General features: G+C 71.4%; 18 protein-coding genes and 1 other RNA gene. 13 read left to right on the top strand and 6 right to left on the bottom strand.

The window, feature by feature from the left end:
• The first annotated feature begins 152 nt into the window (after window positions 1–152).
• Together ABD297_RS13545 and ABD297_RS13540 are read left to right on the top strand one after the other, a co-directional pair.
• On the top strand, window positions 153–611 hold the full coding sequence (locus ABD297_RS13545; protein ID WP_344255478.1) for a lamin tail domain-containing protein: 459 nt from the start codon (window positions 153–155) through the stop codon (window positions 609–611).
• Between the two features lie 350 nt (window positions 612–961).
• Window positions 962–1483 (top strand): M57 family metalloprotease, encoded by a 522-nt coding sequence (locus tag ABD297_RS13540; protein ID WP_344255477.1) that lies wholly within the window; start codon window positions 962–964, stop codon window positions 1481–1483.
• Between the two features lie 155 nt (window positions 1484–1638).
• On the opposite strand, the gene ABD297_RS13535 is transcribed toward ABD297_RS13540, so the two are convergent.
• On the bottom strand, window positions 1639–2865 hold the full coding sequence (locus ABD297_RS13535; RefSeq protein ID WP_344255476.1) for an alpha/beta hydrolase: 1227 nt from the start codon (window positions 2863–2865) through the stop codon (window positions 1639–1641).
• Window positions 2866–3087: 222 nt separating this feature from the next.
• On the opposite strand from ABD297_RS13535, the gene prfB reads away from it, so the two are divergent.
• From prfB to ABD297_RS13500, 7 genes are all read left to right on the top strand, one after another.
• Window positions 3088–4200 (top strand): peptide chain release factor 2, encoded by a 1113-nt coding sequence (prfB, locus tag ABD297_RS13530; RefSeq protein WP_344255475.1) that lies wholly within the window; start codon window positions 3088–3090, stop codon window positions 4198–4200.
• A gap of 92 nt (window positions 4201–4292) precedes the next feature.
• Window positions 4293–4787, top strand: coding sequence for a hypothetical protein (locus tag ABD297_RS13525; RefSeq protein ID WP_344255474.1), 495 nt, complete (start codon window positions 4293–4295; stop codon window positions 4785–4787).
• A gap of 181 nt (window positions 4788–4968) precedes the next feature.
• Window positions 4969–5904, top strand: coding sequence for a cell division ATP-binding protein FtsE (gene ftsE, locus ABD297_RS13520; RefSeq protein ID WP_344255473.1), 936 nt, complete (start codon window positions 4969–4971; stop codon window positions 5902–5904).
• A 24-nt stretch (window positions 5905–5928) separates the two neighbouring features.
• Window positions 5929–6834 (top strand): permease-like cell division protein FtsX, encoded by a 906-nt coding sequence (ftsX, locus tag ABD297_RS13515; protein WP_344255472.1) that lies wholly within the window; start codon window positions 5929–5931, stop codon window positions 6832–6834.
• A 196-nt stretch (window positions 6835–7030) separates the two neighbouring features.
• Window positions 7031–8533, top strand: coding sequence for a peptidoglycan DD-metalloendopeptidase family protein (locus ABD297_RS13510; protein WP_344255471.1), 1503 nt, complete (start codon window positions 7031–7033; stop codon window positions 8531–8533).
• A 147-nt stretch (window positions 8534–8680) separates the two neighbouring features.
• Entirely contained in the window at window positions 8681–9154 is a 474-nt protein-coding gene (smpB, locus tag ABD297_RS13505) for an SsrA-binding protein SmpB (RefSeq protein WP_147067463.1), read from the top strand.
• Window positions 9155–9262: 108 nt separating this feature from the next.
• Window positions 9263–11239 (top strand): DUF2207 domain-containing protein, encoded by a 1977-nt coding sequence (locus ABD297_RS13500; RefSeq protein ID WP_344255470.1) that lies wholly within the window; start codon window positions 9263–9265, stop codon window positions 11237–11239.
• Here the strand turns inward: ABD297_RS13500 and ABD297_RS13495 are convergent.
• Window positions 11168–12433, bottom strand: coding sequence for an MFS transporter (locus ABD297_RS13495; RefSeq protein ID WP_344255469.1), 1266 nt, complete (start codon window positions 12431–12433; stop codon window positions 11168–11170). The genes ABD297_RS13500 and ABD297_RS13495 overlap by 72 nt on opposite strands.
• A 53-nt stretch (window positions 12434–12486) precedes the next feature.
• On the opposite strand from ABD297_RS13495, the gene ABD297_RS13490 reads away from it, so the two are divergent.
• The gene (locus tag ABD297_RS13490) at window positions 12487–13332 is read left to right on the top strand and encodes a winged helix-turn-helix transcriptional regulator (RefSeq protein WP_344255468.1); all 846 of its coding nucleotides are present in this window, start codon (window positions 12487–12489) and stop codon (window positions 13330–13332) included.
• Here ABD297_RS13490 and ABD297_RS13485 read toward each other — a convergent pair.
• The gene (locus ABD297_RS13485) at window positions 13329–13928 is read right to left on the bottom strand and encodes a hypothetical protein (RefSeq protein WP_344255467.1); all 600 of its coding nucleotides are present in this window, start codon (window positions 13926–13928) and stop codon (window positions 13329–13331) included. The genes ABD297_RS13490 and ABD297_RS13485 overlap by 4 nt on opposite strands.
• 146 nt (window positions 13929–14074) lie before the next feature.
• Window positions 14075–17449, bottom strand: coding sequence for a pyruvate carboxylase (locus ABD297_RS13480; RefSeq protein ID WP_344255466.1), 3375 nt, complete (start codon window positions 17447–17449; stop codon window positions 14075–14077).
• 287 nt (window positions 17450–17736) lie between these two features.
• Here ABD297_RS13480 and ssrA point away from each other — a divergent pair.
• Window positions 17737–18103, top strand: a transfer-messenger RNA (tmRNA) gene (gene ssrA, locus ABD297_RS13475).
• Window positions 18104–18310: 207 nt separating this feature from the next.
• Here the strand turns inward: ssrA and trxA are convergent.
• Together trxA and ABD297_RS13465 are read right to left on the bottom strand one after the other, a co-directional pair.
• Window positions 18311–18697 (bottom strand): thioredoxin, encoded by a 387-nt coding sequence (trxA, locus tag ABD297_RS13470; protein WP_344255465.1) that lies wholly within the window; start codon window positions 18695–18697, stop codon window positions 18311–18313.
• 81 nt (window positions 18698–18778) lie between these two features.
• Window positions 18779–19402 (bottom strand): SIMPL domain-containing protein, encoded by a 624-nt coding sequence (locus tag ABD297_RS13465; protein WP_344255464.1) that lies wholly within the window; start codon window positions 19400–19402, stop codon window positions 18779–18781.
• A gap of 70 nt (window positions 19403–19472) precedes the next feature.
• Here ABD297_RS13465 and ABD297_RS13460 point away from each other — a divergent pair, with 70 nt between their 5' ends.
• Window positions 19473–19841, top strand: coding sequence for a VanZ family protein (locus ABD297_RS13460; RefSeq protein ID WP_344255463.1), 369 nt, complete (start codon window positions 19473–19475; stop codon window positions 19839–19841).
• Between the two features lie 289 nt (window positions 19842–20130).
• Window positions 20131–22419 carry a DEAD/DEAH box helicase gene (locus ABD297_RS13455; protein WP_344255462.1) on the top strand — a complete coding sequence of 763 codons (2289 nt, stop codon included), beginning with the start codon at window positions 20131–20133 and terminating at the stop codon, window positions 22417–22419.
• Window positions 22420–22433 lie beyond the last annotated feature (14 nt).

Raw genomic sequence — 22433 nt, 5'->3', positions numbered from 1 at the left:
GCCCGCTACCGTCCGGGGCAGACGCCCGCGCCGCCCAGCACGTCCAAGGCCTGGTGGCGCGTGCGTCGAGACAGGGAGTGATGGCGCCGTCCGACGGACGGCGCCATCCGCACGTGGCGCGGCCGAGGTGCCGCGACGACAGACAGGGAACCATGCGCTCGTTCATCACCAAGGCCCTCGTGGCCACCACCGGTCTCGGCCTCGCCGTCGTGGCCCCCGTCGCCGCAGCCGGCTCCGCGCAGGCGCTCCCGGCGATCATGATCTCCAAGGTCCAGTACAACTCTCCCGGCGCCGACACCGGGAGCAACGCCAGCCTCAACGCCGAGTACGTCGTCATCAAGAACACCACCCGGAGCAACCGGGTCCTGACGGGCTGGACGCTGCGCGACAAGACGGGCTACACCTACCGCTTCCCGAGCTTCACGCTCAAGGCCGGGGCCAGCGTCACGGTCCACACCGGCCACGGGACCGCCACGGCTGCCCACCGCTACTACAACAAGTCCTGGTACGTCTGGAACAACACCGGCGACACGGCATACCTCAAGAGCGCCTCCGGCGCGACGGTGGACACGTGCACGTGGAAGGGCTCCGGCACCGCGACCTCCTGCTGAGCACCACCGAACCGCACGACGAAGGCCCGCCCCGCTCGCCGGGGCGGGCCTTCGTCGTGCTCGGCGCCAGCAGCACGGCCCACCCATCCGCGTAGCCGCTGAGGCCGCTGCCGTTCCCCGCCCGGTCGTCGCCCGACCGTTGGCTGGGAGTTGTCCCAGCAAATCGCCGGGATTGGTCAAGAGATCGTCAAAAAGACCGCATACAGGCACGTAAAAGATAATTTGGACAAACAGCGCCAATCCCCTCGAGACCACTCACCCCCGAGTGGTCTCGGCGTCTGTCTCAACACCGCATGGAGCCACGCCAGTCCTGAGCCCCCAGCACCATCCCCCACAGCAGGAGAAGGCACATGAAGCGGATCATCTTCGTCGTCCTGGCAGCCGTCGGCCTCGCCGTCGGCGCCGCGGCACCCTCGCAGGCCGCCAAGCCCGCCCCCACGGCCACCGCGGCCTACTGGGGCCACTGGGCCACCCAGGCCCTCGTCTACGACGCCACCGGAGGCAACAACTCGTTCAAGGTCCCCGAGGCCGTGTCCGAGTGGAGCAAGTCCGGCTGGAACGTCGTCATGACCACCGACGCCACCAAGGCCAACATCACGGTGGTCGCCGAGAACTCGACCGTCGACGGTGCTGTCGGCGACGCCACCCTCGTCACGAGCGGCAGCATCATCACCGGCTGCACGGTCCACCTGTCGCCGACCTTCACCTACGTCAACGTGGGTGAGCACATGGCCATCCACGAGCTCGGTCACTGCGGCGGCCTGCCGCACTCGACGTCGACCAAGAGCGTCATGTACCCCACGACGAACTCCAACACGATGATGACCAAGCCCAGCGCGCAGGACATCCGCTGGATGGCCGGCAACTACTGACCGGACCGCACGACCCGCTCGGGGGAGCTTGCACCGCAACCACATCGGGCTCACGGCGTATGCCGTGGGCCCGATGCGTGTCTCCGGATCCCGAGCGCAGGGCTGGGTCGCGAGAGGTCGGGCGACCCGCCCGGAGCCGTCCGGGCAGGGCTCGCTCAGTGCGTGACGGGCCGGAGGAAGGACACGACCGCGTCGTCCCAGCGGAACATGTCGAAGTTCCACGACTCCGCGTGCAGCGCCCGGGGGAACTCCGCGAGGGTGACGAGCTTCGGGGCGGCGTCGCGCAGCTGCTCGGAGCCGGCCACGGGCACGGTCGGGTCGGCCGTCCCGTGGGTCACCAGGGTCGGCACCCGCAGCCAGCTCGTGTCGTCGAGGTAGTCGACGGCTGCCCAGTCGACGCCGTAGCGCACCCCGGCGATCTTCTCGGCCGCCCAGACGATGCTCCCCGGCACGGGCAGTCCGCCGGGCAGGGCCGAACCCGCTCCGTTGGAGACGATCTGGGACAGCGAGAGCACGGGGCAGTCGAGGAAGATCCGGCTGACCGCGCTCCGGCGGGGCGAGTGCTCGAGGAACGCCGCGACGATCGCCCCTCCCATCGACTGGCCGGCGAGGACGACGCGGCGCAGGCCCTGGGCCTGCGCCCATGCCACGGCGGTGTCGAGGTCGCGCCACTCGGTGGCGCCGTACTGCAGCCGGCCCGAGGGGTCGCGCGGGGCTCCCGCGTCGTTGCGGTAGCCGATGACGAGCGCAGCCAGTCCGGCCCGGTGGGCCGCCTCGACGAAGCGGAGACCGTCCGTCCGGGTGCCGTTCTGGCCGTGCACGAAGATCGCGACGGCCTTGCCCTTGGTGGGGGCGCCGGCCGGCACGTACCAGGCCGGTGCGCCGGCGATGGTGACGGTGCGGGTCTTGAGCCCGAAAGCGCTGGACGGGTCGCCGAAGTAGTAGGCACGTTCCATGGCGGCGCCCTGACCCGCCTTCGGGCGGACCCCGGTCACGATGTCGAGGGGCCGGGTCACGGTCCCGTCCGGGTTGACCGACGCCGGGCCCACGTGTCCGGTGCCGCCGGGCCAGGCCAGCCCGTAGGAGGCGGTGGCCTCGAAGTTGGCGGCGGCGTCGCGACCGCGTCGCAGGGTGACGTGGTCGCCCTCGAGCGACACGACCTGGGCGTCGTCGTAGGCAGGTGTCGTCGTTCCGGGGGTGGCGGCGAGCACCTGGGTGTCGATGCGGCCGGCGAGGTACCAGCCGCCGACGAGGTGGGCAGCGAGGACGAGGCCCACGACCGCTCCGAGCCACCACTTCCAGTGGTGCGCGCGCCGCGGCTGCTCGGGCAGGACGGTCCCGATCCGGATGCGGGGCCTGTCCGGTGCCGGTCTGACCGTCATCGTGCCCACCTCCTCCTGCGTCCCTGGCGCGGCAGTGGTGACGACGCACGGGCAGCCGTCCCTCTCCGAGCATGACGTCTCCGGCCGCCGTACGGCAGGGCCGAACGTCCTGTCGGCCACGCGCCCTCACGTCGCACCCGCGGGAGACCCCCACGACATGGGGACCGCGCGGCAGCGCCGGCGTGCGCGGCGGCCGTCCGCGCTGCCGTAGGCTGCTGCCTCGTGGCTGTTGACTTCACGCAAGAGATCAAGGACCTGCGCGCGACGATGGACTCCGTGCGCGGGGTCACGAACCTCGACGAGCTCGCCCGCACCATCGACGAGCTCGAGCAGCAGGCCTCAGCCCCCGACCTCTGGGACGACCCCGATGCCGCGCAGCAGGTGACGAGCGCCCTGAGCCGCGCCAACTCCGAGCGCGACCGCGTCCTCGGCATGGATGCCCGCATCGAGGACCTCGAGACCCTGGTGGAGATGGGCCAGGAGGAGCACGACGCCGCCACCCTCGAGGAGGCCGAGCGCGACCTCGCCACCCTGAAGAAGGACGTCGGCGAGCTCGAGGTGCGCACCCTGCTGTCGGGGGAGTACGACGAGCGCGAGGCCGTCGTGACGATCCGCTCGGGGGCCGGTGGCGTCGACGCCGCCGACTTCGCCGAGATGCTCATGCGCATGTACCTCCGGTGGGCCGAGCGCCACGGCTACCCGACGAAGGTCATGGACACCTCCTATGCCGAGGAGGCGGGTCTGAAGTCCGCCACCTTCGAGGTCAACGTGCCCTACGCCTTCGGCCACCTGTCGGTCGAGGCCGGCACCCACCGCCTCGTCCGGATCAGCCCGTTCGACAACCAGGGCCGTCGCCAGACCAGCTTCGCGGCGGTCGAGGTCATCCCCCTCATCGAGAGCGACGACTCGGTCGACATCCCCGAGAACGAGCTGAAGATCGACGTCTTCCGCTCCAGCGGTCCCGGTGGGCAGAGCGTCAACACGACCGACTCGGCCGTGCGCATGACGCACATCCCGACCGGCATCGTCGTGTCGATGCAGAACGAGAAGAGCCAGATCCAGAACCGTGCCGCGGCGCTCCGCGTGCTCCAGTCGCGGCTGCTCCTGCAGCGCAAGGCGGAGGAGGCCGCGGTCAAGAAGGAGATGGCCGGCGACGTCAAGGCGAGCTGGGGTGACCAGATGCGCTCCTACGTCCTCAACCCGTACCAGATGGTCAAGGACCTGCGCACCGAGTACGAGACGGGCAACCCGAGCGCGGTCTTCGACGGCGACATCGACGGTTTCATCGAGGCGGGCATCCGCTGGCAGATCGGCCAGAACCGCCAGCAGGACTGACACATCGGGCGATTCAGCCTTTCGACGGGCGCGTCACCCTGGTCGCTCGTAGGGTCGGGCCAGCACCTGAACCCGCCTGAGAGGTTCCGCCCATGTCACCCCTCCACCGTCTGGGCGCGGCCGTGGCCGCCCTGCTCGCCTCGATCGTCGTCACCGTGACCTTCGCCGCGTCGGCGTCGGCAGCACCGGCCGCGACCGCCTCACCCACCGTGTCCTCGGCGTCCCTGCCGTGCAGCAGCGTCCGCCAGATCGGGGACAAGAAGGTCGTGGCCGACCTCGGCATGTCCGCCTTCACGGTGCGCCAGTACATCGGCTGGTGCCAGGACTCCCGCGGATCGGCGTGGATGAACTTCGCGTCCGTCTACGTCTGGGACCAGTACCACCTCCGTGGCTTCTCCTACCGGTCGTCGGTCGGGATCGCCGTGCGAGGGGAGCCCGAGACGCGGGGCTTCACCACGGGCGCGAACCGCCAGCAGCTGACCTACTCCGTGCCCGTGCGCACGACGGCCTCGTGCACGCAGGGCTGGGGCAAGATCGCCCGCGCGGGCTCGGAGTCGGGGCAGGGCCTCACCTCGGTCGTGTGCTGAGCCGGCAACCCGACGGTCTGCCCGCCACGCCGGGTCCCGTGGGGTTCCGGGTGATTCGCCCCGGTGCCCGTAGCCTCGTAGGCGGTCCCGTGCACGACCGTCGGCGTATGCCGGCACGTGCCCACCCAGCCCAGCTGCTGTCCCGCTGACGCCCAGCCCAGTACGAGTCGAGGCCCGACGCATGATCCTCTTCGAGAACGTCACGAAGACCTACCCCCGGACCACGCGTCCGGCCCTGGACGACGTCAACCTCGAGATCCCGCGGGGCGAGTTCGCCTTCGTCGTCGGCACGTCCGGCTCGGGCAAGTCGACGCTGATGCAGCTCGTCATGAAGGAGCAGGACGCCTCGCGCGGCCGCATCCTCGTGGCCGGCCGCGACCTCGACCGCCTGCCCGAGCGCAAGGTCCCGGCCCTGCGGCGCGAGATCGGCTGCGTCTTCCAGGACTTCCGCCTGCTGCCCAACAAGACGGTCTTCCAGAACGTCGCCTACGCCCTGCAGGTGCTCGGCAGCAGCCGCGCCCGCATCCGCCAGACGGTGCCCGAGACGCTCGAGCTCGTCGGCCTCGCGGGCATGGAGAAGCGCCTGCCGCACCAGCTCTCCGGTGGCGAGCAGCAGCGCGTCGCCATCGCCCGCGCCTTCGTCAACCGGCCGCCGATCCTGCTGGCCGACGAGCCGACGGGCAACCTCGACCCGGACACGAGCCTCGGCATCGTGCAGCTGCTCGACCGCATCAACCGCACCGGCACCACCGTCGTCATGGCGACCCACGACACGGTCACGGTCAACGCCATGCGCAAGCGCGTCATCCGCCTCGACGGCGGGGTGCTCGTCAGCGACATGGAGGCGGGCGACTACACGACCGGCTCGATCCCGCGGATCCGCCTCGGCGACGAGGGCGCGGCGCGTCCTGCGGCCGACCCCGAGGTCCCCGACGGCTGCGACGACGGGGCCCCCACGGCATACGCCGGCGACCCGGCAGCCACCCGAGCCCCCGGTGGCCCGGAGGCGGGGGACCGGGAGGGGGCGTTGGCGCCCATCGGGCGTGACGCGGACGCACCGCGTGCCAAGGGCGGGATCTTCCGCCGGCACAAGGCAGTCCACACGAGCGACCGCTGAGCCCGAGACGGAGCGAGACACGACATGCGATTCCAGTTCCTCCTCGGTGAGATCGGCAACGGCCTCCGGCGCAACCTCTCGATGGCCGTCTCGGTCGTCATCGTCACGATGATCTCGATGTACCTCCTCGGTCTGGGCCTGATGGGCCAGCGGCAGGTCGACACCATGAAGGACTACTGGTACGACCGCGTCCAGGTCACCGTCATGCTCTGCGCCGAGAAGACCCGCTTCACCAACTGTGCGGGTGAGGCGACGACCGACGCGCAGCGCACCGCCATCAAGGCCGAGCTCGAGGCGCTCAAGCCCACGGTCAAGGACGTCTTCTACGAGTCCCGCGACGAGGCCTACGACCGCTTCAAGCAGACCTACAAGAACTCGCCGCTGGCACGGGCCGGGGAGTCCTACTTCGCCGACTCCTACCGGGTCAACCTCAACGACGCCAGCAAGTTCGACGTCGTCGCGAGCTCGATCAAGGGCATGCCCGGCGTCGCCGACGTCCAGGACCAGAAGAAGCTCCTCGAGAAGTTCTTCACCTTCATGAACACCGTGTCGTGGGCGGCGATCGCGCTGTCCTCGCTCATGGTCTTCGCCGCCGTCATGCTGATCTCGACGACGATCCGCCAGACCGCCTTCAGCCGGCGCCGCGAGACGGGGATCATGCGCCTCGTGGGGGCCTCGAACTTCACGATCCGTTTCCCGTTCGTCATGGAGACGGTCCTGTCGAGCGTGCTCGGGGCGGTGCTGGCGATGGGCATGCTCTGGGCCACGGTCCGTTACGGCGTGGTGGGCTTCCTCAGCCAGGCCCTCACCGACACGGCGTTCATCGGGGTGGCCGACGTCTACTACGTCGCGCCGTTCGTCATCCTCGGCGTCGTCGTGCTCTCGAGCCTCACCTCGTGGGTGACGCTGCGCCGCTACCTGCGGGTCTGAGCGCCCCCCTCCGGCGACCGTCTCCCGCGGACACCGGCGCCGGCGCCGGGATCGGGCGGTAGCGGTTGTCCCGTTTGTCCTGGGGCACCCGTCCCACGGTGCATGCTGTCCACGTCGAGCAGGACCCGAAGCCCCGATCCAGGCGAAATCTCCCCAACGGGAGTGACCTGTGGTACCAATGGAGCATATGTGGCTCATGAGGCGTTCTGAGAAGAGCGGTCCCGCGACGAGACTGACGGCGGCGGGGCTCGTCGTGGCGTGCTCCGTGTCCGTGGGCACGGCCCTCGTCGCGCGTGCCGACTCGGTCTCGGACCAGAAGAAGCGCAACGACCAGAAGATCGCGGCCCTCGGCCAGCAGCTCGAGGGCACCAACGCCTCGCTCGCCCGTGCCTACGTCAACCTCGAGCGCACCAACGCCGCCCTGCCCATCGCGCAGCAGCGCGTCGTCGCCGCCCAGAGCGCCCAGGCCCAGGCCCAGGCCGCGCAGGCGGCCGCCGAGGACACCGAGGCCCGTGCGGTCGCCGCCGAGGCCAAGGCCCGCGCCTACAACGACGAGGTCGCCCAGCGGCTGGCCGTCGCCCAGGCCAACGAGCAGCGCGCCAAGGAGCAGCTGGCCAAGAGCTCGACCGACCTCGTCTCGAGCCAGGACGCCCTGGACTCGTACGCCGCCGAGGTCTTCCAGGGCTCGGACCAGGAGTCCCAGCTCGGCATGGTCTTCGGGTCGACGTCGCCGCAGGACTTCGCCAACCGGCTCGTCATGGCCGACACAGCCAGCGCCGTCGCCAGCGACACCATCGACAAGCTCGCGGCGATGACCGTCGACAACACCTCGACGCGCTCGTACCTCACGTCCGTGCGCGGTGAGATCGACGACCTCAAGCGCCAGGCGGAGGCCGCCCTGCAAGGGGCCGAGGCGGCTGCCGCTGCTGCCACGCAGGCCAAGAACCAGTCCATCATCGCGAAGAACAACGCGATCACGGCCGCGCAGAACGCCGCCGCGGCCAAGACGCAGCTCGACCAGCTCAAGACCAAGCAGGCGAGCGCCGCTGCCGACCTCGCGGCGCAGCGCCAGAACGAGGCCGCCGACCTGGCGTCGGCGCAGGCCGAGTCCAACCGACTTCAGGCCATCCTCGTCGAGCAGGCCCGCAAGGCCCGCATCGCCGAGCAGCAGCGCCTGGCCAGGCTCAAGGCGCAGCGCGACGCCAAGATCCGGGCCGAGCGCGCCAAGGCGGCCGCGGCGAAGAAGCGCGGGCAGGTCTACGTGCCGAAGGACCCGCCGCCGGTCCAGAGCGACCCGACGCCGTCGAACTACCTCACCTACCCGGCCAACGGGCCCACCACGTCGGGCTTCGGCATGCGGTGGCACCCGATCCTGAAGAAGTGGATGCTCCACGACGGTCTCGACTGGGGCATCCCGTGCGGCACCCCCGTCTACGCTGCGGCGCCGGGCGACGTCATCCGCGCCGGCTGGCGTGCGAGTGGCTGGGGCAACCAGGTCGTCATCGACCACGGCATCCACCGTGGCGTCGACCTCGTGACGACGTACAACCACCTGACGAGCATCGTGAAGTTCAGCGGCTCGGTGAACCGGGGTCAGCTCATCGGCTACTCCGGCACGACCGGCTACTCCACCGGCTGCCACCTGCACTTCGGCGTCTACGAGGACGGCACCCCGGTCGACCCGCGCAAGTGGCTCTGAGCGGCGAGCGGGCGCGAAACCGACTCTGAGCCGGGCACGGTCTCGGGGTAGCGTTGGTGCGCTGACCCGCCTCCCGCGGCTCAGCACACCCAGCACCCGCGCGCCCACGCGCGCCGTGGTCGCAACAACGAGTCGGAAGGACGTCCGGTGGCCAAGGAGAAGGGGCGGTCGCTCATCGCGAGCAACCGCAAGGCCCGACACGACTACCTCATCGACGACACCTTCGAGGCGGGCATCGTGCTGTCCGGCACCGAGGTCAAGGCCCTGCGAATGGGCCGTGCGTCCCTCGTCGACGGCTTCGCGATGTTCACCGGCGACGAGCTCTACCTCGAGAACGTCCACATCCCCGAGTACCTCAACGGCACGTGGAACAACCACGCCCCGCGGCGCAAGCGCAAGCTGCTCCTGCACCGGGCCGAGCTCGAGAAGATCGCCCACAAGACCCGCGAGAGCGGCCGCACCATCGTGCCGCTGTCCCTGTACTTCAAGGACGGCCGGGCCAAGGTCGAGATCGCCATCGCGACGGGCAAGAAGGAGTACGACAAACGTCACGCCCTGCGTGAGCGCCAGGACAACCGCGAGGCCGAGCGCGCGATGAGCGCGGCCAACCGCCGCCGCTGACGGGCTTCCACCGAGGGTCGCACGACACGTGGTCGGGCGACCGGAACCGCCCGCCCGCACGCTGCGTCCGGTGTCAGGATGGGTGGGACCAACGACGTGGAGGACCCGATGGCTGGATCGACCGGATCGACCCGACCGAGCGCGCGGCACGGCCGGCGCCTCGGCGTGCTGGGGCTCCTCCTCGCGGCCGCCCTGCTTGTCCTCGCGCCCATGGGCAGCGCGTATGCCGCGGGCGACGAGGGCATGGACTCCTTCGTGGCCGTCTACGACCTCCAGCCCGACGGCAGCATGAAGGTGACCGAGACGATCACCTGGCGCTTCCCGTCGGGCGAGCAGCGGCACGGCATCTTCCGTGACGTCGTCGTGCGGATGGGCTGGAACAACGAGGAGAACCGCTACCGCTACTACGACCTGACCGACGTCGCGGTCTCGAGCCCGAGCGGTGCACCGGCCGCCTTCCAGGTGAGTGACAACGGCGCCGCGCGCGAGATCCGCATCGGGTCGGCCGACCAGTACACCAGCGGCACGCAGGTCTACAAGGTCGCCTACACGCTGCACAACGTGCTCAACCCGATCACGGCTGACGGCAAGCCGGCCCCCGACTCGAGCCAGGCGTCCACGGTCGAGCTCTACTACAACGTCTTCGGCACCAACGAGACGACGCAGCGCGACAAGGTGTCGATCACCGTCAACGCGCCGACGGCCTCGACGAAGGTCGCCTGCTACCAGGGGGTCAGCCGGTCCGACACCCCGTGCCGGGCGACCCCCGGCGAGCCGGCGCAGTTCTCGGCCGACGCCCTGGCCTCCGGCGACGCCATGTCGGTCCTGGCGTCCTACCCGGCCTCGGCCTTCACCGACGTCCGGGCCGACGTCCGCCAGGGTGACTCGGGCTCGCAGGTCGGCTCGGACGCGGCACCCGCCGCCAACGCGGCGGCCTGGGCCGGAGCGATCGGCGCCCCTGTGCTCGCCCTCGCCGTGATGGGCGCGCTGGTCTGGACGCGCGGACGTGACGAGCGCTACGCCGACCTCACCCCGGGTCTGTCGCCCGCGGTCGGGACGGGCGCCCCCGGCGACGGCACGCCGGCCGCGGCCACCGTCCGTGGTGGCTCCTCCACCGTCGCGGTGCAGTTCCAGCCGCCTCGGGGGGTGCAGCCCGGCATGGTCGGCACCATCATCGACGAGACGGCCAACCCGATCGACGTGTCCGCCACCCTCATCGACCTCGCGGTCCGCGGGTTCCTGCGCATCGAGGAGATCGGCGGCGAGGGCCTGTTCAGCCGCACCGACTGGAGCCTGACCCGGCTGGCCCCGCCGGCCGACGAGCGCCTGCTGCCCTACGAGCGGCAGCTGCTCGACGGCGTCTTCTCCACCCGCGGCGACGTCGTGCGCCTGTCGGAGCTGAAGAACACCTTCGCGAGCACGCTCAAGCGCATCCAGGGCGCGATGTACCAGGAGGTCGTGACCCGCGGCTGGTTCCGCTCCTCGCCGCAGACGCAGCGCGGCGCCTGGCAGGGCCTGGGTCTCGTCATCGCCGCGCTCGGCGGCCTCGTGCTCTTCTACGGGCGGCCGGCCGTGAGCGCCATCCTCGGCGGCGGCTTCAGCGGGGGAGTGGCGCTCGGCATCGGCCTCATCGTGGCGGGCCTCATCGTGTGGGTCCTCGGCGGGCGCATGGCCGCCAAGACGGCCGAGGGCTCCGCGGTGCTCGCGCAGTCGCTCGGCTTCAAGGAGTACCTCACCACCGCCGAGGCGGGGCAGATCGAGTTCGAGGAGGCGTCCAACGTCTTCAGCCGCTACCTGCCGTATGCCGTGGTGTTCGGTGTCGCGGACCGGTGGGCCCGGACGTTCGCCGACGTCGCCAAGGCGGCCGAGGCGGCCAACCAGCCGCTCATCATGCCGACCTGGTACGTCTGGAGCGGCAACGCGTTCCCCGACTTCACGAGCATCGCCGCAGGAGTCGACTCGTTCTCGACGACGTCGACGGGCACCTTCACCTCGACGCCCGGCTCGTCCGGCTCATCGGGCTTCTCGGGCGGGGGCGGCTTCTCCGGCGGCGGCGGTGGCGGCTCCTCGTCCGGGTCCTGGTAGCCCGCCGGACCTCGTCGCGTCGGCGGCCACGCTGCCTCGGGCCACCCGCCCGGCGGCGAGGGCCAGCACCGCCCCGGTGCCGGCCACGACGCCACAGAGCGGCCACAGCAGTCCCGGCGACGCGGCATACACGATCCCGCCGAGCGGTGCCGAGAGCATCGTGCCGCTCGTCGCCGCACCGGTGTAGAGGCCCTGGTACTGCCCGACGAGGTGTGTCGGAGCGGCGTCGAGGACGTGCGCGGTCGCGGTGGTCTTGTAGAGGATCTCCCCGGCGGTGAGCACGACCATGGCGACGACCGCGCCGACGGCGACGCCGAGCCAGGTGAGCCCGAAGATGACGAAACCCATTGCGACGAGGGCGTATCCGGTGGCGATGACGGGGATGGCGGGGCGGTCGCGCAACCAGAGGGCCGCGGGGATCTCGAGGGCGAGGATGAGGCCCGAGCCGATCGCGACGAGCATGGTGTAGAGCGCGAGCGGCTGCCCGTGGTCGCGCAGGTGCAGGGGCAGGGTGGAGTAGAGCTGGCGGTAGACGAGGTCGACGAGGACGACCCCCGCCAGGAGCAGCAGCAGCGACCGGTCGCCCCGGACGGCGCGCCAGAGTCCGGTGGGCGCGCCCTCGGCACGGGTCACCGGAGCTTCGTCCGGCAGGAACCGTGACGTGACGTGGCGCAGCACGAGGGTGAGGACGCCGTCGAGGACGAAGAGGGTGTCGTAGCCGCGGGTGGCGAGCAGCGCCCCGAGCGGCGGCCCGATGACGAAGCCGGCGTTGGAGGCGGCCCGGCTGACGGCCACCGATGACCGCCTCGACCCGGGCGGCACGGCGAGCGCCGCGAGGGCGCCCTGCCCGAGCGATGCGACGGCGCCGAGGTAGCCGGTGATCGGCATGGTGACGGCCAGCAGCCACACCGGCTGCCACGGGATCAGGGCGGTGAGGACGCCGACGACGCTGGCCGTCAGGAGCAGGACGCGGCGGTGCCCGTGGCGGTCTCCGAAGCGGCCCCCGGTGAGGTTGCCGAGCAGAGCCCCGACGCCGTTCGAGCCGGCGATGACACCGGCCGGCACGACCCCCAGCCCGCGCGGTCCGGTGAGGTAGAGCACGAGGAAGAGCATGAGGAAGGCGCTGGCCGAGCTGACGAGACGGCCGGCGGCCAGCACCCAGACGACGCGTGGCAGGTCCCTGAGATCTCTCACCACGTCATCAGACCATAGTGAGTCTCTTTTGGGAACTCAGTTAGGATGGGCACATGACGAGGCGGCACGCGCAGCCCGACGACTCCTGCGGCATCGCCCACGCCGTCGGCGTCCTCGGCGACCCGTGGAGCCTGCTCGTCCTGCGCGACGTCGCCGGCGGCCGCATGCGGTTCGACCAGCTCGTCGCCGAGACCGGGATCTCCCGCAAGGTCCTGACCCAACGCCTCGACGCCCTCGTCGCCGACGGCATCCTCGAGCGCCGGGTCTACTCCGAGCGGCCGCTGCGGCACGAGTACGTCCTCACGGCCGTGGGCCGCGGAGCGCTTCCGGTCCTCGGTGCGCTCCAGGAGTTCGGCGACACCTGGCTGCTCGGTGACGGGGCGCCCGACGCCGGCGCCGCCACCGACTCGAACGAGGCAGCTCGCGTGGCCGCCCTCGTCGGACAGGCCGTTCCGAGGCTGCACACCCTGGAGCCCGTCTCGGGGGAGGCGCTCACCGTCGTCTACTGCTACCCCGGCAACGCCTTCCCGGGAGCGGACGAGATCCCCGGCGGCATCGGCTGCACGCTCGAGTCGTGCACCTACCGCGACCGCCTCGGCGAGTTCGCGGCCCTCGGTGCTGCCGTCGTGGGCGTCTCGACGCAGCGCCCCAGCGAGCAGGCGGCGTTCGCCGCGGCCAACGGCATCCGCTTCCCGCTGCTGTCCGACGCCGACCTCGAGCTGACGACGGCGCTGCGGCTGCCCACCTTCCGGGCCGGTGGTGCGACGCGCCTCAAGCGCCAGACGCTCGTGGTCGACCGGGACCGCGTCGTGCGGGCGACGCTCTTCCCCATCCCCGACGTCACGGGCTCCGTCGAGGACGCCCTGCGTCTCGTGCGCGAGCTGAGCCGGGCCGCCTAGCCCCGTCGGCGCAGCGTGCCGCTCAGGCCGGCGTCGTAGCCGGTGCGGTAGGTCAGCACGTCGGTCCCCATAAGGAAGTAGTCGCCGCCATTCGTGCGCAGGGCGCAGGACGGCGAGCTGTCGGCGCTGAAGGACCCCGTCGCGAAGTCGAACTCGGGCCCGTCGTTGATCCTGACGAGGCTGATGGGGCCGACGCACGGCAACAGGTCGGTCGTCAGGGTCCCGCACGGCAGGCCTTCGGCGCACGAGCTCGTCACGACCAGGGTCATGGTGTAGCGCTGCGACCCCGACCTCGCCGGGCCGGACCAGGTTCCGGCCAGGCGGGTCAGCAGCCCGGACCGGGGGGACGTCACCGACGACGACGGGACGGGAGCCGACACGGGTGCTCCCGCGGTCGGGGAGGGGCTCACCGCCTCCCCGACCACCTGCTGCGGTGGGACCGACGACGGGACGAAGTGGGTGACGAGCGTGACGGCGGCCGTGATCGCCGCGGCTCCGAGGGCCGTGACGGCCGCCCACCCGCTCGCGCTGAGACCGCCGTGTCCGTCCGGCCCCGACGCTGCGGGCCCGGTAGGACGCTGTTCGGGATCGCCCATGAGGCACCTGCTTCGCTCTTCCCCCGACAGTCGAGCGTAGCGAGGGCAGGGCTGGCCGCACACGAGAACGGTGCGTATGCCGTCCGCCCGGGCGAACGTGCCCCCACCGGGGGCGAGGTCCCGGGGTCCACGACCCGTGGGTCGGGTCAGGCGATGACGACGAGCAGGTCGCCGCCCTCCACCTGCTGCTGGGTGCCGATGGCCACGCGGGAGACCGTGCCCCCGGTCGGGCTCGTGATGTTGGCCTCCATCTTCATGGCCTCGATGGTGGCGACGACGCCTCCGGCCTCGACCCGGTCGCCCTCGGCCACCGCGAGCGTCACGACGCCGGCGAACGGCGCCGCCACCTGACCGGTCGCTCCAGGGTCGGCCTTCTCGGCGGACTTGACGTCGGCCTCCACCGATCGGTCGCGCACCTGGATCGGTCGGAACTGGCCGCCCAGGGTGCACATGACGGTGCGCATGCCCTTGGAGTCGGCCTCGCCGATGGACTGGACGCCGATGAGGAGCACCTTGCCCGGTTCGATCTCGACCTCGTACTCCTCGCCCTGCTCCAGTCCGTGCAGGAACTCGACCGTGCCGAGCACCGAGAGGTCGCCGTAGGACTCGCGCGAGGACTCGAACTCCTTGGTCGGGCCCGGGAAGAGGAGCTGGTTGAGGGTGCGCCTCGGGGCCTCGTCGAGGTCGCGCTCCTGCTCCGGCGTCAGCTTCGTCAGGCGCGGCTTCGACCGGCGCCCGGCCAGGGCCTTGGTGCGGAACGGCTCGGGCCACCCCCCGGGCGGGTCGCCGAGCTCGCCGTTGAGGAAGCCGATGACGGAGTCGGGGATGTCGTACTTCTGCGGGTCGTCCTCGAAGTCCTTCGGGTCGGCGCCCGCGCCGACGAGAGCGAGCGCGAGGTCGCCGACGACCTTGGAGCTCGGGGTCACCTTGACGACGTTGCCGAGGATCCGGTTCGCGGCGGCATACATGTCCTCGATCGCCTCGAAGCGGTCGCCGAGGCCCAGGGCGATCGCCTGCTGGCGCAGGTTGCTCAGCTGGCCACCCGGGATCTCGTGGAAGTAGACGCGGCCGGTGGGGGAGTCGAGCCCCGACTCGAAGGGGCGGTAGAGGTGGCGCACCGCCTCCCAGTAGGGCTCGAGCGCGAAGACGTTGGTGATGTCGAGGCCGGTCGGCCGGTCGGTGTCGTCGGTCGCCGCGACGAGCGCCGAGAGCGAGGGCTGGCTCGTCGTGCCCGCCATCGTCGCGGTGGCGGCGTCGACGGCGTCGACCCCGGCGTCGATGGCCGCGAGCAGCGTGCCGATCTGGCCGCCTGCGGTGTCGTGGGTGTGCAGGTGGACGGGCAGGTCGAAGCGCTCACGCAGGGCACGCACGAGACGAGCGGCAGCGGGTGCGCGCAGCAGGCCCGCCATGTCCTTGATCGCGAGCACGTGGGCGCCGGTGTCGACGATCTGCTCGGCGAGGCGCAGGTAGTAGTCGAGGGTGTAGAGGTGCTCGTCCGGGCTCATGAGGTTGCCGGTGTAGCAGAGGGCGACCTCGGCCACGGCGGTGTCGGTCGTGAGCACGGCTTCGACGGCGGGCTGCATCTGGGAGACGTCGTTGAGGGAGTCGAAGATGCGGAAGATGTCGAGGCCCGTCGAGGCCGCCTCGCGCACGAACGCGTCGGTGACGGCCGTCGGGTAGGGGGTGTAGCCGACCGTGTTGCGCCCGCGGAGCAGCATCTGGAGGGGGATGTTCGGCATGGCCTCACGCAGGGCGGCCAGTCGCTCCCACGGGTCCTCCGCCAGGAAGCGCAGGGCGACGTCGTAGGTGGCGCCGCCCCAGGCCTCCATCGACAGCAGCTGCGGCGTCAGGTGCGAGACGTGCCGGGCCACGTGGAGCAGGTCCCGGGTGCGCATGCGGGTGGCCAGCAGGGACTGGTGGGCGTCGCGGAAGGTCGTGTCGGTGACGGCGACCCCGGTGGCCTCGCGCAGGGACCGCGCGAAGGCGGCCGGACCCTCGGCGACGAGCCGGTCGCGCGCGCCCGGCGGCACCGGGGTGTCCGGCAGCTCGGGGAGCTTGGTGCGCGGACGGACCCGCGTCGTGACCGGGCCGTTGGGGCGGTTGACCGTGACGTCGGCGAGGTAGGTCAGAAGCTTCGTGGCGCGGTCCGCGCTGACGCGGGCCGAGAGCAGCTCGGGCCGCTCGTCGATGAACGACGTCGTCGCCAGGCCGTCCTGGAAGACGCGGTCGCTGAGCACGGCCTCGAGGAAGGGGATGTTGGTCGAGACGCCACGGATGCGGAACTCCGCGAGCGCCCGCTGGGCGCGCCGCACGGCGATGGGGAACGTCATGCCGCGACAGGTGAGCTTGACGAGCATCGAGTCGAAGTGGGCGCTCACCTCGGCGCCGACGAAGACCGTGCCGCCGTCCAGCCGGACCCCGCTACCCCCGGCGGAGCGGTAGACCGTGATGGTCCCGGCGTCGGGACGGAACCCGTTCGCGGGGTCCTCGGTCGTGATGCGGCACTGCATCGCGAAGCCCTTGGTGCGGATGTCGTCCTGCCGCAGGCCCATCGAGGCGAAGGTGTCGCCCGACGCGATCTGCATCTGCATGACGACGAGGTCGATGTCCGTGACCTCCTCGGTGACGGTGTGCTCCACCTGGATGCGGGGGTTCATCTCGATGAAGACGTAGCGCCCGTCCTGCCCGAGGAGGAACTCGACGGTGCCGGCGTTGACGTAGCCGATCGAGCGCGCGAAGGCCACGGCGTCGGCACACATGCCGGCCCGGGTGTCGGCGTCGAGGTTCGGCGCCGGTGCGATCTCGATGACCTTCTGGTGGCGGCGCTGGAGCGAGCAGTCGCGCTCGTAGAGGTGGACGACCTCGCCGGTGCCGTCGGCGAGCACCTGCACCTCGATGTGACGGGGGTTGACCACCGCCTCCTCGAGGTAGAGCGTCGGGTCGCCGAAGGCGGACTCCGCCTCGCGCTGGGCGGCCTCGAGCGCCTCGCGAAGGCTCTCTCGGGCCTCGACCCGGCGCATGCCTCGGCCGCCCCCGCCGCTGACCGCCTTGACGAAGACGGGGAAGCCGATCTCCTCGGCGGCTGCCTCGAGGGCGTCGAGGTCGGTGCCCGGGTCGGACCCCCGCAGCGTCGGCAGGCCCGCGTCACGGGCAGCCGCGATCGCGCGGGCCTTGTTGCCGGTGAGGTGCAGCACGGAGGCCGGCGGACCGATGAAGGTGATCCCGGCCCCATCGCACGCCTCGGCGAGGAGAGGGTTCTCGGAGAGGAAGCCGTAGCCGGGGTAGATCGCGTCGGCACCCGCCTCGACGGCCTGCGCGACGATCGCCTCGTGGTCGAGGTAGGCGCGGACCGGGTGCCCCTCCTCGCCGATCTGGTAGGCCTCGTCCGCCTTGAGCCGGTGCTCGCTCTTGCGGTCCTCGTAGGGGAAGACGGCGACGGTCCGGGCGCCGAGCTCCGTCGCGGCCCGGAAGGCTCGGACGGCGATCTCGCCTCGGTTGGCGACGAGCACCTTGCGGAACATCGGACCTCCAGGGTGCGGGGGCGACTGGGGTGGTCCGCGTCGACCACGATCGGCAGCCTACTGGCGCGGGGCTCGCCCGCCTTTCCGCGTCCGAGCCCGCCTCCGCGGTCGGAGGCCCGGGCCCTGCTCGTCCCGTGCCTCGACCCGTGCCTCGACCCGCTCCTCGACCCGTGCCGACCGGGAATGGCTTGGACCGCCCGAGCGTTCCTCCTGCATACTGTGGTCTCCACCTCGGTGGAGCGCAGGGCAGCTTGACAAGTCAACAGCGTGACGTGGACACCCCTCATGGGGGTGATCGGTTTCGACGGTGGTCGACGCATCAGGGGAAGCGGGTCGAGGATGCAGGGTTATCTCGTAAACGCTCCTTGCAAAACAATAGGTGCCAATTCCAAGCGCACCGACTTCGCCCTCGCCGCCTGAGCGAGCCTCGAAGTCTGTCAGCCTGAGCTAGTTTCCGACTCAGTGCCTGGCATCAGCTAGGAAACTTGCTGCGCAGTCATGTTGGGGGGCTGCGCGGGACTCTTACTCAACTGGGCCTGTCAGGGGACGCGTGCGTGCGAGCCCTGGGGCCGAGAAAAGCCATAGCGCACTGCACCCGGAGAAGCCCTGGTTTCTCGTCATCGGACGCGGGTTCAATTCCCGCCACCTCCACCACTTCCGTGGTGGCCACGTCACGCCGTTGGTTGTCAGCAGCGCAGGAGGGCGTCCCGTTCGCGGGTCGCCCTCTTCGCGTATGCCGTCACCTCGCTCGTGCGCCCGCCGGCACCTGCTGGATCCCGCCGGGAGCAGAGCAACGCGGTGGGTCACCGGCACTTGGTGCCGGTGACCCACCGCGTCGACTCGAGTGTGGCGCGCGAGGCCTCAGGCCTGCTCGGGCGCCCCGGCGGCCTCGGCCGCCATCTGCTCCTTGATCGGGGCCATGTCGAGGTTCTTGACCTGCTCGATGACGTCCTGGAGCGCGGACTGCGGCAGCGCGCCGGGCTGGGCGAAGACGAGCACGCCCTCCTTGAACGCCATGAGCGTCGGGATGGAGGTGATGTTCGCCGCCGAGGCGAGCGACTGCTCCGCCTCGGTGTCGACCTTGCCGAACACGATGCCCTCGTTGTCACCGCTGCTCGACGCGGCGTCGTAGACCGGGGCGAACTGCCGACACGGGCCGCACCAGGACGCCCAGAAGTCGACCAGGACGATGTCGTTGTCGAGAACGGTCTTCTCGAAGGACTGCGCGGTCAGGTCAGTGGTAGCCATGTATCTCCCAACGGATGGTGCGCGAACGGTATTCCGGGGCGCGGGCGCTGCGGGGTGTCGGACGGATCCCTCGGACGGCGCTCAGGCCAGCTCCCACCGGACGGTCACGGAGGCGCCGAGGTCGAGGTCGCCGCCCTCGACCGGCATGCCACCGGCGCCGGCAGCCACCGCCATGAGCTTCATCTCGCGAGGGCCGGAGAGCGGGACGGCGCCCGTCTCGGCCACCCCGAGGACGGCGCCGAGCTGTGCGCCGGAGAGGACGGCATACTGCTCCGCCTTGTCGCGGGCGTCGGCGAAGGCTGCGTCGCGGGCACGTCGCAGCCCGTCGCTGCGGTCGGACACGTCGAGCCGCACCTGGTCCACGAGGAGCGCCTTGCCGACGGCCGCGGCGGCGGCCTCGAGGATCTCGCCGACCGCCTCGAGTCGGCGCACCGTGACGGCGAGCCGTTGCTGGGCCGTGAAGCCGACGGCCGTCCCGGTGTTGTCCCACCGCTGGTTGACGGCGGCGTCGAGCGTGCGGATGTCGGCGTCCGCGACGTCGTGCTCACGGATGACCGACCCGATCCTCGTGATGCCCGCGGCCGCGCCGGCGAGCGCTGCCGCGACGTCGGCCGCGTCGTGACCGACCCGCAGGTCGAGCCGCACGACGTCGGGGGAGACGGCCGCCCTGCCGGTGCCGGTGACGGTGACCGTGCGCTTGCCCATTGGGGTTCCTCTCGTCGCGGTCCGCCGACGGGTCCGGGACCTGCTCGCAACCTACCTAGACTGCGGTGCCATGACGAGCCTCCCGCGACGGTCCGCACCGGCCCGACGGCTCGTCACCGGCTTCGCCGTGGTGGCGGTCGTCGTGCAGCTGCTCGCGCTCTACTGGCCGGTCGTCACCGTCGAGGGCCCCGTCAGCTGGACCGACAAGGTCGTGCACCTGCTCGTCTTCGCCGTGCCGACGTATGCCGTGGGGCGCGCTCGGGGGTCCGTGCGCACCGCCGTCCTGGTCTTCGCCATCCACGCGCCGGTGAGCGAGCTGGTGCAGCACTTCCTGCTACCCGGGCGCTCCGGCGACGTGTGGGACGCCGTGCTCGACCTCGTCGGCGTCGCGCTGGGGGCGGCGGCCCTCGTGGTCGGGGCGAGGCTGCGGCGCTGTTAGACTTGGGGAATCCGACTCCGAGGTCTCCTCGGATCACGACGGAAGAGATGGCGCCGGGGATGCCCGGCGGGCAGGCTCGTCCGACGGGGTGACACCCCCACCGGAAGACCGCGCAGACGGCGCGGCCCGGCACCGACGCGGAGCGGATCCGATCACCGGACGGCACAGATGCCGGGCACCGGTACACATGGGGCGCAGGTCTTCCTGCGCCTGAGGCTCGTCTGCATGGTCGTGGTGTGACTCACGGCTCGAGGCGAAGTCTGCATCGAGTCAAGAGAGTTGAACACGTATGCCCAAGCACACCTCCTCCGGCGCGCCCAAGAAGGCCCGCTGGACCACCGAGAAGAAGGCTGCCGCCTCCAAGAAGCCGCACCGCGGCCAGGGCGGCCCCAAGACCTCCTCCCGCCCCACCTCGTCCGGCACCTCGCACGTCGGTGGCCGCGAGTGGCGCGCCCCGCGCGACGAGCACCGCTCCTCCGACCGTCCCTCGTTCGACCGTCGTGACGACCGCGGCGGTGACCGCGGCGGCTACCAGCGTCGTGACGACCGTGGCGACCGCGGCTTCCAGCGTCGTGAGGACCGTCCCTCGTTTGACCGTCGTGACGACCGCGGTGGTGACCGGGGGGGCTTCCAGCGTCGTGACGACCGTGGCGACCGTGGTTTCCAGCGCCGTGAGGACCGCCCGTCCTTCGACCGTCGTGACGACCGCGGCGGTGACCGCGGTGGTTTCCAGCGTCGTGACGACCGGGGCGACCGCGGCTTCCAGCGCCGCGAGGACCGTCCGTCCTTCGCCCGTGGCGACGACCGCGGCGGTTACCAGCGCCGTGACGACCGCCCGTCCTTCGACCGTCGTGACGACCGCGGCGGTGACCGTGGCGGTTACCAGCGCCGTGACGACCGCGGAGACCGCGGCTTCCAGCGCCGCGAGGACCGCCCGTCCTTCGACCGTCGTGACGACCGTGGCTTCCAGCGCCGCGACGACCGCGGAGACCGCGGCTACCAGCGCCGTGACGAGCGTCCCTCGTTCGACCGTCGCAACGACCGCGGCGACCGCGGTGCCGACCGCTTCGCGGCCGCGGCTCCGGTGAGCTTCGAGGACGCCGAGGCCGAGCGCATGGACGCCGACAACTGGACCAAGGCCACCCGCGCCGACATCTCCGACGGCCCCGTGGACGTCGCCGCCGACAACGGCTTCGCCGCTCTCGGCCTGCCCGAGCGCATCGTCGAGCGCCTCGCCCGCGAGGGCATCACCGCCCCGTTCCCGATCCAGACCGCGACGATCCCCGACGCGCTCGCCGGCAAGGACGTCCTGGGCCGCGGCCAGACCGGCTCGGGCAAGACGCTCGCGTTCGGCCTGCCGCTCATCACGCGCCTGCTCGAGGCGGACCTGCAGCGTCGCCCCCGCAAGCCGCACGCCCTGATCCTCACCCCGACGCGCGAGCTCGCGATGCAGATCTCCGACGCGCTCGAGCCCCTCGTGCACGTCGCCGGCCTGCGCCACAAGCTCGTCGCCGGTGGCCTCAGCTACACGACCCAGATCAACGCCCTCAACAAGGGCGTCGACATCCTCATCGCCACGCCGGGCCGCCTCAACGACCTGCTCGAGCGCGGCGCGGTCGAGATGGACGACATCGCGATCACCGTGCTCGACGAGGCCGACCACATGGCCGAGATGGGCTTCATGGCCGAGATCACGACGAGCCTCGACAAGATCCCGGCCGACGGCCAGCGCCTGCTCTTCTCGGCGACGCTCGACCGCGGCATCGACGCCCTCGTCGAGAAGTACCTCACCGACCCGGTGACGCACTCGACGAACGACGCCACCGCTTCGGTCGAGGGCATGGACCACCACGTCCTGCTCATCGACCCGCAGCACAAGAAGGTCATCACGGCCGAGGTCGCCAACCGCGAGGGACGCACCGTCGTGTTCTGCCGCACCAAGCTCGGCGCCGACCGCATCGCGCTGCAGCTGCGCGAGCAGGGCGTCATGGCCGCGGCGCTGCACGGTGGCCTCAACCAGGGCCAGCGCAACCGCGTGCTCGGCGCCTTCCGTGACGGCACCCTCCCGGTGCTCGTCGCGACCGACGTCGCCGCACGCGGCATCCACGTCGACGACGTCTCGGTCGTCCTGCAGGTCGACCCGCCGGCCGACCACAAGGACTACCTGCACCGCTCGGGCCGCACCGCCCGCGCCGGCGACAAGGGCACGGTCGTGACCCTGGCGCTGCCGCACCAGCGCAAGACGATGGAGCGCCAGCTCAAGGACGCCGGTCTCGAGATCTCGCCGGTCCGGGCCACGCCCGGCGACGCGATCATCGCGGCGACCGGCGCGACGACGCCCAGTGGCGTCGCCATCGCCGAGGACGACTTCCAGCGCCTCATCGCTGGTCCCAAGCAGCACCGGCGTGGTCCGGCCGGCCCTCGTGGCCCGCGCCAGGGCCAGCGCGGTGGCTCGCGCCCGCACCACGGTGGCGGTCGTGACGACCGACGTGGGTCGCGTGGCGACCGTGGCGACGGTCTCGTCTCGCGCTGGGGTGGCGACGACGAGCGCGCCGGTCGTCGGGGCGCTCGCTTCTGAGAGGTCGCCGGTGT

Source organism: Terrabacter carboxydivorans (assembly GCF_039532035.1).
GTDB classification, from domain to species: Bacteria; Actinomycetota; Actinomycetes; order Actinomycetales; family Dermatophilaceae; genus Terrabacter; species Terrabacter carboxydivorans.
The sequence above is the reverse complement of the archived record's forward strand: the minus strand, read 5'-3'. Positions and strand labels throughout refer to the sequence as shown.